This is a genomic window from Pedobacter lusitanus (assembly GCF_040026395.1).
In the GTDB taxonomy this organism is placed as follows: domain Bacteria; phylum Bacteroidota; class Bacteroidia; order Sphingobacteriales; family Sphingobacteriaceae; genus Pedobacter; species Pedobacter lusitanus.
On record NZ_CP157278.1, the window covers coordinates 1,962,646 to 1,977,223 of the forward strand.

The window sequence follows — 14,578 nt, forward strand, 5'->3', positions numbered from 1 at the left end:
GCTGTAAATTTTTTAGCCGTGAATAGCTTCTTTATTACCAAAACTCTGAATCAGCTCACCTTCAAATTCCAGCCACTCTTTCCATCTCTTATCTACATCAACATCTACCGTGTATTTACGTGCAAAATTTAAAAAGGTAGTATAATGACCCGCTTCTGAGATCATCAGATCATGATAAAATTTTGCCAGTTCCTGATCTTTAATATTTAATGATAATACCCGGAAACGCTCACAGCTTCTGGCCTCTATCATAGCGGCAAATAAAAGACGATCAATAAATGCATTATTTCTGCTCCCGTCTCTGCGGCTGAATTTAACCAGGCGCCCCACATAATCATCCTTGCGTTCACGTCCCAGCGTATAGCCTCTTTTTTTAATGAGCTCAATAACCATCTGAAAATGCTGCATCTCTTCAATAGCAATGGCAGTCAGTTCTTCGACTAAATCCATATGCTCAGAGTTATTGGCAATCAAAGTAATAGCATTTGTTGCTGCTTTCTGTTCACACCAGGCATGATCAGTCAATATCTCTTCTAAATTTGATTCAGCAATATTTGCCCAGCGCGGGTCTGTTAATAATTTTAATCCAAGCATGAGGTTATTAATAAAATTCTACTCCGCCAAAATTACGAATAATCATTTGTTTAAGTCTCTGTTTAATGATTATGCATTAAAAACCTCTATTTTGCACTGATTTTTTAAGAGGAATAAAGAAATGAATAAAAAAAGAGTCCTGATTATCGGAACCGTATGGCCCGAACCCACTTCATCAGCCGCCGGTACAAGGATGATTCAGCTGATCAGTTTATTTCTTGCTGAAGCCTGTGAAGTACTCTTTGTTTCTGCAGCCTCCAAAAGTGATTTCAGCTTTGAGCTGGAAGCAATGGGTGTAAAAGAATACGAGATTAAATTAAATGATAACAGTTTTAATCTTTTTCTGAGCGAAGTCAATCCCGGCATTGTATTATTCGATCGTTTTATGATGGAAGAACAATATGGATGGAGAGTACAGCAGGAATGCCCTGATGCCTTAAAAATTATAGATACCGTAGATCTTCATTTTCTGCGCTATGCCCGTCAGCAGGCCACAAAAACAGGTAAACCTGTAGAACTGTTTAATGATATTGCCAAGCGTGAAATTGCCGCTATATTGCGCTGTGATCTGTCTCTCCTCATTTCGGAAGCAGAGATGAATATTTTACAGGAGCAGTTTCGTATAGACCCTTCTTTAATCTATTATTTACCCTTTTTAGAAGAAGAACTTACTACAGCAGCTATTCAAAACTGGAAAACTTATGAAGAACGGGAAGGTTTTGTATTTATCGGTAATTACCTGCATGAACCTAACTGGCACACACTCCAGCTATTAAAAACAAAGGTCTGGCCAGCCTTAAGAAAAAAGCTGCCGGAAGCAAAACTACATATCTATGGTGCTTATCCAGGTCAGAAGGTGATGCAGTTACATAATGAAAAAGAGAGATTTTATGTTCATGGCCGTGCTCATGATGCCAGGGAAGTTGTGGGAAGCCACAAAATACTACTTGCCCCTATACAATTTGGTGCAGGGATGAAAGGGAAATTTATTGACGCCATGCAGGTAGGTACGCCTTCGGTAACTACCGCTGTCGGGGCAGAAGCCATGAAAGGAAATCTGGACTGGAGCGGAGTAATTGAAGACGATCCTGAACTTTTTACCGATCGGGCTGCCGATCTGTATCAGGATAAAGAAAAATGGTTGCAGGCACAGCAAAATGGTATCAGAATCATTAATGTACTGTATGGAAAATTACAGTTTACAGCACCATTTATGGAAACGCTCAGCACTTTAGCCCAGAACCTCGCCGCACATCGTCAGCATAATTTTATTGGACAGATTCTACAGCACCATACCTTAAACAGCACTAAATATATGTCTTTATGGATTGAACAGAAGAATGCGAATAAAGGCTAAGACAGCTTTTATTCTTTTTGTCTGCCGCCGGATGCTGCAATAACCAGAAGTGCTATAATCAGAATAACACTATACTCAGAGCCGCCTTCTCCATGTTCACCTACAAACCAGCCTTTTTCGGCATGAATAATCACTATACCAATAGTCAGTATGGCGATAAAACCCGCACTCAGCCATTTGGTGAAATAACCCAGTGCCAGCAGTAGTCCGCCAGCCAGTTCAAAGGCAGTGATGAGCCAGACTAAAGGCGTACCAAAAATAAACCCTTTACCCGTTAAAAATTCACCAAAACGATTGACCGTTCCACCCGTTACCCTTACGGTCGCATGGGCAAGGAATATAAAGGCTACAGCATATCTCAAAAGGACAAGACTGTCTGCCAGACTGATCAGTGGGAATTTTTTCATGAGAGCTTAAGGTTATATCGCCTTAAGTTCTCATTTTTCCGGTAAAAAGAAGAATTTTTAAAAATCTATATCAATCAGACTGGTCAAAGGAATGTGTATTCCGTTTTTAAGCTGGATATATTTCTCTGTAACTGACCAGACTGTCGTGTTTACAGTCTTCGGGCCAAATTTAGTATTAAATGTAATGTCTGCTTTAGATTTGAATTCATTACCTAAACGCTGCGCACCACTGAGTTTGTCTTTTAACTCTTCTATATGATTCTGATCTGCGGCTATAATTTCGCTAACGTCGATTGACTCCTTTTCGATTAATTCTCCTAACATAATATCTTGACTTATCTTTCTTAAATATGCATTTAATCTATTTAAAGCGCAATAACATCCTAAAAGAGTTACAATTCTATGAGTTTAGTTCCTGCGCATGAAAATCCCATGACACTAGTTTTCAGCTAAATAGTAATTTAGCTATAAAATGAATAAAGAGGCCTGCAGCCTCTTTATTCATTTTATATTTCTGTAAACCAGCTTAGTACCCTTTATTTTGGGTTAAAGAAGGATTATTTCTGCGTTCAGCATCCGGAATCGGATACAAATAGTAGTTCGGATCAGCTTTAGACATCATTTCGGTCAAAGCCAGCCCTGTTCTGCAATAGTCAAACCAGGCTTCTCCTTCAAACATCATTTCTTTTCTTTTTTCATGCTGTACGGCCGTTATAAACGCGGCAAGAGAAGTAAATGAAGAAATATCCGGAGCAGTGATACCAGCTCTGTCCAGCACTTTCTTATAAGACCCGTAAGCTGCTGCACTCACGCTCCCGTCGACACGTGCCTGAGCTTCGGCATGAATCAGATAAATTTCTGCCAGACGGATCACCGGAAAGTTCTGAATGGCCGGGTTAAACATTCTGTATTTCCCGATATAGTATCTTGCATCTGCTGCTGTATTCTGATAAATCGTAAACTTCCCCCTTTTATCTGCTGCATCGTATAAATCGGCAATAGATTTTCCCTCTGCAAAAAACAATACAGATGCATTCGGGTTACTTACACCAGCCAATGCATTGGTTGCCTGGGCATCAAACTGTAATTCAAAAATGGATTCGGAAGTATTTTTTGTAGTCCATATAGAACCAAAGTCAACCGGCATAGAGGTGCCGCTTGTGGAAATCACCTCCTGAGCCAGCCTGGCAGCTTCTGTGTAAGTATTCGTTACGCTTCCATTATACAGGTAAACTTTAGCCAAAAGTGCCTTAGCTGCATTACCAGTTGCCCTCCCTTTAGTCTCGGTAATATTTGCATAGCTGTTTGGCAGCGTAGAAGCCTCTTTAAGATCCGCAATAATCTGCGCATAAATTTCGGCTACCGTATTGCGGGGTATTTTAAGATTATCATTTTCTCCTGTCGGAGCTAAAACCAAAGGCACATCACCAAATGCCCTGACCAGGTTAAAATAGTTCAGTGCTCTTATAAATCTTCCTTCTTTAACAAACTGCTGTCTTTTGTCCGGATCGATTGATCCCTCTGGCATTGCCGCTACTTTGGTCACTACATTATTAGCTGCATTAATTGCTGCATAACCTGCTGTCCAGATATTTTGTACCCAGGGATTATCAATACGGATGCTATTAGTCTTAAAATCTACATATTCCGGAAAACTGGATACATGGTTCACGTGTCTGGCCGAAAATTCAGGAACAATCACCAGTGATTGTCCATAAGAGAAAGGGCCAAGCTGTGTTCTGTATACCCCCATTACAGCAGATTGAGCTCCCTGCTGTGAGGTAAAGATATTTTCTGGTGTAATCTGCGCAATTGGCTCTCTGTCAAGAAATTTTTTACAGGATGAAAAACTGAGTAAAATTGCTGCTGTTAATATATAGGATGAAATCGTCTTCATGTGCTGTTTATAATATTGTGCTTAGAAAGTTAAATTGATACCTGCAGTAATGATTCTTGGCTGAGGATAGCTACCATAGTCATAGCCATAAGTCAGCCCCTGATTTGGTCCGCCATGGCTGGAACTTACTTCAGGATCATATCCTTTGTATTTGGTAAATAAAAACGCATTCTGTACTGTGGTATAAACACGCAGGCTTCTGATCTTCAGTTTTTGTGTTAACTTATCATTCAAAGTATAACCCAGTGTGATATTTCTCAGTCTGAAGAAAGAACCATTCTCTACAAAACGATCAGAAATAGCAGTATTATCAAAATTTCCCGGTGTAGGACGCGGTATGTCAGTAATATCACCCGGATTTCTCCAGCGTCTGTTCCAATCCACAAAACCGTTACTTGTTTTATTACTTCCGTCAAGTCCGGAAGCCAGGTTATAATTGAAAATATCATTTCCATAAGAGAACTGGCCCATAATACTCAGGTCAAAGTTTTTGTACTGGAAAGTATTGGTAATCCCACCATAAAAGTCCGGATTCGGGTTACCGATAATTCCGCGGTCTTTCGGGTCAGTCGGTGCACCAAGACTGCCATCCTGCTTGATGTAATCAATAAGCCCGGTCTGAGGATTCACGCCAGACATCTTCCAGCCATAAAATGAACCCAGCGGCAAGCCTTCTCTGGCAATATTTAAGCCTCCCGGCCCTCCGGAAAGCTCACCTCCCGGTAATGACACAACCTTGTTCCTGTTAAATGACATGTTAAAAGTCGTATTCCATTTCAATGCGCCTACCAGATTCTGTGTAGTCAGTTCAAATTCGAATCCTTTATTCTGAATTTTACCTACGTTGGTAAAACGATTCTGGAAACCAGAGCTCGATGGAATGGAAATACCTACAAGCAGATCAGAAGTGTTTTTAATATAGTAATCGGCCAGTAAAGAGATCCGGTTGTTCAGCAATCCAAGATCCAGTCCAAAATTCAGCTGTTTGGTTGTTTCCCATTTCAGGTTTTTATCCCCCAGTACATTAGGCACATAACCTGGATTTCCCAGATAATTATTACTGCCGCTGTACAACGAATAACTGGCATAATTAGGAATATTCTGATTTCCTGTTATCCCCCAGCTGGTTCTGAATTTCAGATTACTGATGATCCTATTGCTTTTCAGGAAATCTTCATCAGAGGCACGCCAGGCCGCTCCGAATGAAGGAAAGGTTCCATAACGGTTATTTACACCAAATCTTGAAGATCCGTCTACCCTGAAGTTCGCAGTTAAAAGATATTTTCCTTTATAATCATAATTTACTCTCGTAAATCCTGAAGCTATACTCCATTCTTCAGGAAAAGAATTTGCACCGGTAATTGTTCCTCCTGCAGATATATACTGGATATCATTGGAAGGAAAATTAGACCGTCTTGCATCCACAAACTGGATACGTGACTGTTGCACAGAAGCACCCGCAAGCGCATCGATATGATGATTACCAAAAGTTTTCTGATAATTCAGGGTCGTTTCATTCACCCACAACTGATCTCTTGTGTTTCTTTGCGCACCAATTCCACCCTGTGCGGCAAACGAACGTATACCATTAGGCGGCATAAAGAAAGTCTCATCAATGAAACTCAGATCTGCACCGAAGCTGGTTTTTAATGTCAGATCCGGAATAATTTTATATTCGGCAGCAACACTGGCCAGTACTCTGAATGTCTGTGAATTATTCACCGGCAGCCGCAGCATGGCAACAGGGTTCTCCCGATTAGTATTTACCTGGTCATAAGCATAACCGCCGTCAGGATTATAAACCGGAATATTAGGAGGTGCAAAAATACCATTTTTGGTAGAGCCCTCTTTAGAATTTTCTTCCTGTATACGGTCATTCAATGCTCTGGTCAGATTTACACGGGCAGAGAATTTTAATTTATCGCTGTGCTGATGATCCAGATTCAGTCTTGCACTTAGACGGCTGAAATCAGAGTTTAAAATCACCCCTGCCTGACGCATATAACCAATGGAAGTATAATATTGTGTTTTTTCAGATCCACCACGTGCTGATAATTCATAACTTCTGGTAGGCGCAGTTCTGAAGATCTCATTCTGCCAGTTGGTATTTGTTCCCGGATTAGCCAGAACGCCAGCCGGAACTGGTGTAGGCTGACCATTGGCATCCAGCAGATATTTATAATAATCCTTCATGTAATCCTGGTATTCCGAGGTATTCATCATTTTATATTTCCGCTCATCAGGTACCTGAGAGAATCCTTCATAAGCATTAAAACTAAAGGTACTTAAGCCCGGCTGACCTTTTTTGGTGGTAATCAGCACCACGCCATTTGCAGCCCTTGCCCCATAAATGGAAGAAGAAGCGGCATCTTTCAAAATCTCTACTGACTGTACATCTGATGGGTTAATCGAAGCCAGGATATTGATTCCCTGTGTCCCTCCCCCAAAGTTAAAGTCACTGCCACCTGTAAAGTTAGTAGTACTGTTTACCGGTATACCATCAACCACATATAAGGGATCAGAACCGGCATTAATTGAAGTTGTACCCCTGATACGGATATTCAGACCACCACCCGGGGATCCGGATTTCTGTGTAACCTGAACTCCACCCGCTTTACCCTGGATAGCCTGGGTTATCGTTGGTAAAACATCGTTTTTAAGCTGATCTGCCTGGATACTGGAAACAGAACTGGTCAATTTGGTCCTGTTCACTGTTCCATATCCCGTAGCCACAACCTGTACCTCATTCAGTACTTTTGACTCCGTCTGCATAAGCACACTGATTGTTTTACGCTTATTTACGGGTTCTTCTTTAGCCTTATACCCCATATAGGCAAAGACCAGCACAGCATTATCTGCTGCTGCGATTCTGTAATTTCCTTTAGCATCTGTCAGCGCTTTTTCTTTTCCACCTTTTACAGTGACCACCACACCGATCAGCGGCCCGCCGGAATCAGAAACTTTACCACTGACAGAATCCTGCACAGTTTGACTGTCTGCAGTATCTTTTACGGCCTTCACTACTGCTGGTATAACAACATCAGGTTTAACCGAATCTTTTTTAGCCGAATCCTTTTTGACAGTGTCCTTTTTAAGGGAATCTTTTTTTACCGAATCTTTCGGAATCGTGTCGGTTTGAAATAAAACTGCACGGTATGCAGACAGGTTTTTTCTATGAACAGCGCCATGAGCGAAACTGGTGCTGAACACCAGTGCGAGTAAAAATACAAAATACGGTAACGGGTTTCTTTTCATCTGATACAAAATCCTTAAGTAATGAGCAAGTTATTAAAGAAGCACAATCGCAATTTTTGCTCCACAGATTAAAAACGGATTAAAACATTCTTTTTAAGTGTTTTACATTATTAAGACTGTTTCTAATTGTGGACAATGTCTACAGCTTGTACCAGGAAGCAACAATGTTTTAGCCCAAATAAAGGCCATTTTCTGCCTTTGAAAAATAAATTTCATTTCCGTGTCAGGGTAGAATCTAAAGATGTTGTCATAATCCCGAACAACAAAAATAAGGTTCAGCACAAAAAATAAATTAACTCTAACATCAGATTTTATGTTTAAGAAAATTCAGCCATTAAAAAATTCACTTGTTCTTCTTCTCCTGCTAACGGGCACAAGTGTTTACGCTCAGTTTAGTCCTGTTAATACGATTGACATCAATACGATTTATGTCCCGGAAACGAAATATCAGCAGAAGGATGGAAATGTACAAAATGCAGAAAAGACTCAAAAAAGGATTGACCTTGGCTACAGCTTTCTGATCTCAGATAAATTTGACCCGGTTACAAAAAAAGTAAGCCGCTGGACCGGGATGATTGACGGGAGTTATACGCAGCTGAGTAAAAAAGCCAGTGACAAGGATATGACTCCTGAACGGTTATTCAGCAGTACGTTGGGCGTAAGTCATTTTCATACCCTGAAAAATAACTGGTCCATGGTTGGTCTGTTATCTGCAGGAATCAATTCAGATCTTAAAAAGATAGACTATCATGATCTGTATATTAACGGCGGTGTGCTTTTCATTAAAACTCCTCATCCGGGATTTTCCTATGGCTTTGGCGGTTTTGTCATGAATGCACTGAATGCCCCTATTCTTTTACCAGGTCTGATGCTGCACTTCCAGACCGAAGGCAAGTTCAAATTCAATATTGATGTACCTACAGAAGTAAGCACGGCTTATGATCTGACCAAAAAAATGGAGCTTAAACTGGCAGTCAGATTCAGAAATACAAGTTTTGATACAGAAAACAATGCTGATCCTAAAAGACGCTATCTGAACTATATGGAACTTCCTGCAGGACTGGAAGCTAAATGGAAAAGCAAACACTTTGATTTTGTGCTGGGCGGAGGTTATATGATTCTGAGAAATTTCGATCTGAAGGAAAGTGGTATAAAAAATCTGTTCTCAGAACCACAGATAAATAAATTAGGCGGCAATATGTTTGTTACTGCCGGAATCAGATACAGACTGAAACCAATTTCGAAATAAGCAGGTTATCAAAAGATAAAAGCCATTTCTTTTTGCAGGAAATGGCTTTTAATCTGTTTAAGAGCAGGCCTGATTAAACTTCTACTCCATTTATGGCATTAAATGCCGTTGCAGGCGAAGTTCTGGCCAGTCCAAATATCTGCGCAGTTGCCCCAACATGAATTTCATATACATTTCTTTCAAAAGCAGCTGCAAATTCAGTTGCCACCTGTGAAGCAGGAATACCGTTCTCCTGCCCGCCTATTTCTTTAGAAAATTCAGTGTTCACCAAAGGCGGCATCAGTTCAAATACCTTCACACTGGTATCTTTTAAAGCCAGACGCAAACCTTCACTATAAGCATGTACAGCTGCTTTACTTGCGCTGTAAGTCAGTACTGCAACATGAGGGGCGAGTGCAGCAACAGAACTCACATTTACCAGCGCAGCTGTCTCCTGTTTAAGCAAATGCGGAAGCATTTTTTCTGTCAGGCGGATTAATGAGACATAGTTCGTATACATCTCCTGTTCTGCTTTTTCCCAAGACTTTAATCCAGCAGTGACATCATAAGCATAAGCAAGACCTGCATTATTGATGACTACATTTAAGCTGGGGAAATCTGCCCCGATTCTGCTGACCAGACGATCAACTTCTTCTTCTTTTGTAGTATCAAATAATATTCCGGTAACATTATCCAGTTTAGACACTGCTTCATCCAGACGTTTCTGATCACGACCGGTGATAATTACATGATTACCTTTTTCAGTTAATAATTTAGCGATTTCAAATCCAATACCGGCAGTTCCGCCTGATATAAGGACTGTATGATTTGATAGATTCATTTTTTGATAATTTATAGCTATGATTTTTTAATTTTTAATATGATCAGTACTGCCGGAAATAGTTTCCCAGGCTTCAACTTCTGCAGAAACCCGTGCTTTACTGTCTTTGAATAGTTGTACAGCATCTTTTCCAACAGGTAAATGAAGCGGCGGATTTTCACTGGCGGCCAGCTGTACGATAACGTCTGCCAGTTTTGCCGGATCGCCAGGCTGATTACCGTGAAGCTGACCAACCACTCCCCTGACTACACCGACTGTTTCAGCATAGGCATCCAGTATCTTAGCCGAAGAAACATAAGAATCCGCAGAGACAAAATCAGTGCTGAACAAACCCGGAGCAACTGCAGTCACATGAATACCGAAAGGTTTAAGCTCCAATGCCAACCCTTCAGAGATTCCTTCCACGGCATATTTTGTTGAACCGTATAAGCCAAATCCTGCAGCTGATGCGCTATAACCAAAAAGAGAAGAAATATTGATAATATGTCCTGACTTTTGGCTTCTCAGCTGTGGTAAGACTGCTCTGGTAACATTTAACAGTCCAAATACATTCGTATCGTATTGTTTTCTGACTTCTGCATCTGTCGCTTCTTCAGTTGCTGCCAGCAGTCCGTATCCGGCATTATTGACCAGTACATCAATTCTCCCAAAATGCTGAACTGCCCTTTCGACTGCATTTTTAACCTGTTCTTCGCTGATGACATCAAGAACAGTTACCAGCAGATTAGTGCTGTGCTGAAAAGCCCTTTCCAGGTTTTCAGGATTTTTGCGGACTGTAGCAATGACTTTATCTCCGGCTGCCAGTGCCGCTTTTGTGATATCGAATCCGAAACCTCTTGAAGCTCCGGTGATAAACCATATTTTTTGCTTACTCATAATTTTAATGGATTAGTATATTTTTATTAGTATAATTTGTTGAAATATCAGTGATCAGAGAAGTTATATTATACTGATCGGTATATTAAAGGATAAAAAAAATTTAAATTATCATCTGGTCTATAAGCATTTCTGCAGTGCTTAATACATTATCCATACAGCTCATATCTCCCCTTATCTTAGCAATCATGATCCCTCCTTCTATCAGGGCTACAATTGACAAAGCAGTTTTCCGGACATTCACATCCTTTTTAAACTCACCGGCCTGTATCCCTTGCTGAATTAAGCGGGTCAGACTCTCTTCCCACGCAGCTACAACACCAGCTGCTTTATCTCTCAGCAGGCTATTGGTATCATCTGCCTCTGTTGCTGTATTCAGCACCGGACAGCCCCCACGGCACATTGTATCTTTCATCATACTTCTGTAAGCATCCACATAACACCTCAGTTTTTCTTCAAATGTCTTTGCCTGGTTAATCTTTTCGGATGTCAGACGGTTAACCCTTGAGAAGTTATATTCAAAAACTGCGAGTGCTACTTCTTCCTTATTGGCAAAATTCCCATAGATACTCCCTTTTGTCAATCCGGTTGCACTGGTCAGGTCTGTAAGCGAGGTACCGGCATAGCCTTTTTTATTAAAAATCACGGCAGTACTTTCAATAATAAAGTTCCGGGTACGTGCTGCTTTTGAATAGGGCTTGTTCATAGCTCAAATATATACCGATTGGTATAATAAAAGGAAGAAATATATTTTATATTACTTATCTGTGTCAATCAGTTTACTGATCAGGGTATTATGCACAAAAAAAGGATCTGAGTATAAGCTCAGATCCTTTTACAGCAAAAACGAAAACTACGTTAAGCCTGTTGCTGTTGTTTGCGCTTAACGAGCAGATAACATACATATAAAAGCACAAGCCAGCCCGGAATCAGTTCAACCGGCAGTTTCATACCCGTTATCCACATAATAACTAAAATCCCTACCAGGAAAACCAGACAGATATAATTGGACAGCGGATAGATAAAGGAAGGAAACTTTGTTTTCACCTGTTCGGCACCTTTTATTTTTCTGAACTTCAAATGCGTAATACTAATCATTAACCAGTTGATCATCAATGAAGAAACTACAAGCGACATCAGGATACCCAATGCTTTTTCGGGCATTAATTTGTTGATTACTATACATACAGCTACAAAAAGACCGGAAATCAGAATAGCATTCAGCGGTACATGATTTTTGTTGAGCTTAGATAAAAATCCAGGTGCATTTCCCTGCTGGGCCAACCCAAAAAGCATGCGGCTATTGCTGTAAACACAGCTGTTATATACAGATAATGCAGCTGTTAAAACAATCATGTTGAGCACATTGGCTATCACACTGGTAAAATATATAGTTTTACCAAAAAGAACAAACTGAAATCCTTTTAAACTTTCAAAGACCATTACAAAAGGGCTGCTGTCTGTAGTGATGTTCTTCCATGGTGACAGTGAAAAAAGAATAATCAGCGCACCAACATAGAAAATCAGGATACGATAAATGACCTGATTAGTTGCTTTAGGAATAGTTTTTTCAGGTTGTTCAGCTTCGGCTGCAGTTATCCCAATCAATTCCAGTCCGCCAAAAGAAAACATAATCAATGCTATCGCCGAAAACAAACCCTGGAAACCACCATTACCATCCGAACTTAGCAGTCCTTTGGCAAAAAAGCCACCGTCATTCCAGAGATTTTGTACGCTGGCCTGCTCTCCGCCCGTTCCGCTTACCAGTAAATAAACACCAAAAAAGATCATCGCTATAATAGCAATTACTTTAATAATGGAGAACCAGAACTCTACCTCCCCGTAAACTTTAACCGAAGTCAGGTTCAGTGCATTAATAGTCAGAAAAAAGAACAGACTAGATGTCCATAACGGAATTGAAGGCCACCAGAAATGTATGTATATCCCGATTGCCGTTAGTTCTGACATACTGACCAGGATATAGAGTACCCAGTAATTCCAGCCAGAGGCAAAACCTGCAAATGAGCCCCAGTATTTATAGGCAAAGTGACTAAAACTACCCGATACAGGTTCTTCCACCACCATTTCGCCGAGTTGGCGCATAATAAAAAAGGCAATTATACCGGCCAGGGTATAACCTAAAATTACTGAAGGACCAGCCAGCACAGCTGCGGGGCCTATACCTAAAAACAGGCCTGTTCCTATAGCACCTCCAAGAGCAATCAATTGGATATGCCTGTTTTGCAAACCTCTTTTGAGCTTGTTTTCTTCAGGTTTTTCGTTTACTTGTTTCAATTCCTATGGTATTAAACTAATGGTAAAATGAGCGCAAAGCAGCTGTAAAATCTGCTGCTATTCTAAATTCCAACAAAAATGTAAACTTATATCCACTTCAACTATTAATTGAAGAAATAATTTTAAATATTTCAGGAACTGATTCGCGCAGAAGCTGAAGGATGAAAAGGGTTCAAAAAGCCTGTTAAAACGGCATTAAAGGGACATTGAGAGGGGGTTGGAAGGACCAAAGTCCTTTCAAGGTCCTTCCAACGTCCTTCCAACCCCCTTTCAATGTCCTTTCAACAGGCTTTTTGAGCCCTTGAAAGCCCCTTGTTTAGCGCCGAACCCAACCTTGCTGAATTATGCCAGGAATTATATGATCTACTGATATAAATTCTATGTTATTTTTTAAATAAGCATTGGATACAATACAGTAATTGATGTATATTGCCAGGGAGTTAACTATAACTCGTTTATACTTAAGATAAATTAATGACGATGAAACCATCGTGCGCAGCAAAAAACCAACTGAAACCTGCCGGCAAATGATAGCTTCATCTCCATTAAAAAATAAACACTACGAAAAAACAATTATTTACTGATGAAAAATAACCTTAGACCAAACGGAACCCTTTTTTTAGGAAAAAAAACTATTGTGAAACTTAATGCCAGAAATACGAGCTCAAACAGCGGTGAAGCGGGTATGAATTTCAGGGATGACAAACCAACTACAGGAACAACTAACCAGACACTGGGAACCACTGATATGGATCCTACTACTATAATAGCATCCATCATACTTTCTTTCTAATTGATCAACAGATTTAAGAGCAACGTCGTATTAATTAATATCCTTTGCTGGACGCTCTATATAGCGTACGGCATAGGAATAACTTATCTGACCTTTCCTGCCACTTTTCATCTGGGCGATCTTTTGATTGGCCATACCATGGCAGTCGGGTTATTCTATTACTTTGCTTTTTTAGTTATACCGGCTTTATCAAAGAAGAAAAAAATTGCGCTTGGTATTCTGTACATGATTATCTGTTTTACCCTGTTCTGTTTTTTCAGATACATTTCCAAAGGGGTTAAAGACATTCATCTGCTGCTCAGTCCAACGCAATCATTTTTTAAAGTTCCTTTTATTCATTTCTGCATTTTTGTATTCTTCGAATATTTCATCTATGCACTTGGATACTGGTTCGCTATAGACAGTATAAAAAAAGCAAAAAACATTAAGTTACTTGAACAGCAAAAGGTAGAAATAGAAAATCAGTTTTTAAAAGAACAGCTAAGTCCGCATTTCCTTTATAACACCTTAAGTTATTTCTATACCAAGATTTTCAAAGTAAACCCTGAAGTGGCAGATGGTATCATTACGCTGACTGATATTTTAAGATATACGTTAAAAATGGATACTGAAAAGGTCCGGTTATCATTAGAAGTGGAACATATTGAGAATCTGATTAAGATCAACAATATCAGGTTCAATAACAGACTGAATGTTGTCTTTACCAAAGAATATGAAGAGGAAGATCATTTTCAGATTGTACCGCATTCATTAATTACACTGGTAGAGAATGCCTTTAAATATGGTGATCTCCTGGATAAAGATAATCCAATCAGATTTACGATGAAGGCTGATCATTCGGGAATATTCTTCAGTGTACAAAACAAAAAAAACACGGCTCCAAAGGCTTCTTCAAATGGAACGGGACTTAAAAATCTTCGCAGAAGGATGGATTTTCTATACCATGATAAGTATACCTTAGATGTACAGGATCAGCACAACTGGTACTCTGCTGAACTTTATATCAGAAGTTAACCATACGATTTGTTCAAACTG

General features: G+C 39.9%; 13 protein-coding genes. 4 read left to right on the forward strand and 9 right to left on the reverse strand.

Annotated elements, in window-relative coordinates:
* Nucleotides 1–12: 12 nt before the first annotated feature.
* A complete protein-coding gene (locus PL_RS08340; protein ID WP_041880969.1) occupies nt 13–594 on the reverse strand; it encodes a tRNA-(ms[2]io[6]A)-hydroxylase in 582 nt (193 codons plus the stop codon).
* Nucleotides 595–715: 121 nt separating this feature from the next.
* Here PL_RS08340 and PL_RS08345 point away from each other — a divergent pair, with 121 nt between their 5' ends.
* Complete coding sequence (locus PL_RS08345; protein ID WP_348621430.1) at nt 716–1,951, forward strand: glycosyltransferase family 4 protein; 1,236 nt, start codon at nt 716–718, stop codon at nt 1,949–1,951.
* 8 nt (nt 1,952–1,959) lie between these two features.
* Here PL_RS08345 and PL_RS08350 read toward each other — a convergent pair whose 3' ends face one another.
* The 4 genes from PL_RS08350 to PL_RS08365 all read right to left on the reverse strand — a co-directional run bounded on the left by PL_RS08350 (nt 1,960) and on the right by PL_RS08365 (nt 7,510).
* Nucleotides 1,960–2,358 (reverse strand): DoxX family protein, encoded by a 399-nt coding sequence (locus PL_RS08350; protein WP_052496213.1) that lies wholly within the window; start codon nt 2,356–2,358, stop codon nt 1,960–1,962.
* A gap of 57 nt (nt 2,359–2,415) precedes the next feature.
* Nucleotides 2,416–2,682 (reverse strand): hypothetical protein, encoded by a 267-nt coding sequence (locus PL_RS08355; protein WP_111631991.1) that lies wholly within the window; start codon nt 2,680–2,682, stop codon nt 2,416–2,418.
* Between the two features lie 202 nt (nt 2,683–2,884).
* Nucleotides 2,885–4,255: a RagB/SusD family nutrient uptake outer membrane protein gene (locus PL_RS08360; RefSeq protein ID WP_041880962.1), complete on the reverse strand. Its 1,371-nt coding sequence runs from the start codon at nt 4,253–4,255 to the stop codon at nt 2,885–2,887.
* 21 nt (nt 4,256–4,276) lie between these two features.
* Nucleotides 4,277–7,510 carry a SusC/RagA family TonB-linked outer membrane protein gene (locus PL_RS08365; protein WP_082035886.1) on the reverse strand — a complete coding sequence of 1,078 codons (3,234 nt, stop codon included), beginning with the start codon at nt 7,508–7,510 and terminating at the stop codon, nt 4,277–4,279.
* Between the two features lie 313 nt (nt 7,511–7,823).
* Here PL_RS08365 and PL_RS08370 point away from each other — a divergent pair, with 313 nt between their 5' ends.
* The gene (locus PL_RS08370; RefSeq protein ID WP_041880960.1) at nt 7,824–8,759 is read left to right on the forward strand and encodes a DUF6268 family outer membrane beta-barrel protein; all 936 of its coding nucleotides are present in this window, start codon (nt 7,824–7,826) and stop codon (nt 8,757–8,759) included.
* A 73-nt stretch (nt 8,760–8,832) separates the two neighbouring features.
* Here the strand turns inward: PL_RS08370 and PL_RS08375 are convergent, their stop codons facing one another.
* From PL_RS08375 to PL_RS08390, 4 genes are all read right to left on the reverse strand, one after another.
* Entirely contained in the window at nt 8,833–9,579 is a 747-nt protein-coding gene (locus PL_RS08375) for an SDR family oxidoreductase (RefSeq protein ID WP_041880958.1), read from the reverse strand.
* 27 nt (nt 9,580–9,606) lie between these two features.
* A complete protein-coding gene (locus PL_RS08380; RefSeq protein ID WP_041880955.1) occupies nt 9,607–10,455 on the reverse strand; it encodes an oxidoreductase in 849 nt (282 codons plus the stop codon).
* A gap of 103 nt (nt 10,456–10,558) precedes the next feature.
* Nucleotides 10,559–11,161 (reverse strand): TetR/AcrR family transcriptional regulator, encoded by a 603-nt coding sequence (locus tag PL_RS08385; protein ID WP_041880953.1) that lies wholly within the window; start codon nt 11,159–11,161, stop codon nt 10,559–10,561.
* 152 nt (nt 11,162–11,313) lie between these two features.
* Nucleotides 11,314–12,750: an amino acid permease gene (locus PL_RS08390; RefSeq protein ID WP_041880951.1), complete on the reverse strand. Its 1,437-nt coding sequence runs from the start codon at nt 12,748–12,750 to the stop codon at nt 11,314–11,316.
* Nucleotides 12,751–13,333: 583 nt separating this feature from the next.
* Here PL_RS08390 and PL_RS08395 point away from each other — a divergent pair.
* Nucleotides 13,334–13,543, forward strand: a complete 210-nt coding sequence (locus PL_RS08395; RefSeq protein ID WP_041880949.1) for a hypothetical protein — start codon at nt 13,334–13,336, stop codon at nt 13,541–13,543.
* On the forward strand, nt 13,544–14,557 hold the full coding sequence (locus PL_RS08400; RefSeq protein ID WP_348621436.1) for a sensor histidine kinase: 1,014 nt from the start codon (nt 13,544–13,546) through the stop codon (nt 14,555–14,557). It abuts the gene before it with no gap.
* Nucleotides 14,558–14,578: the final 21 nt, after the last annotated feature.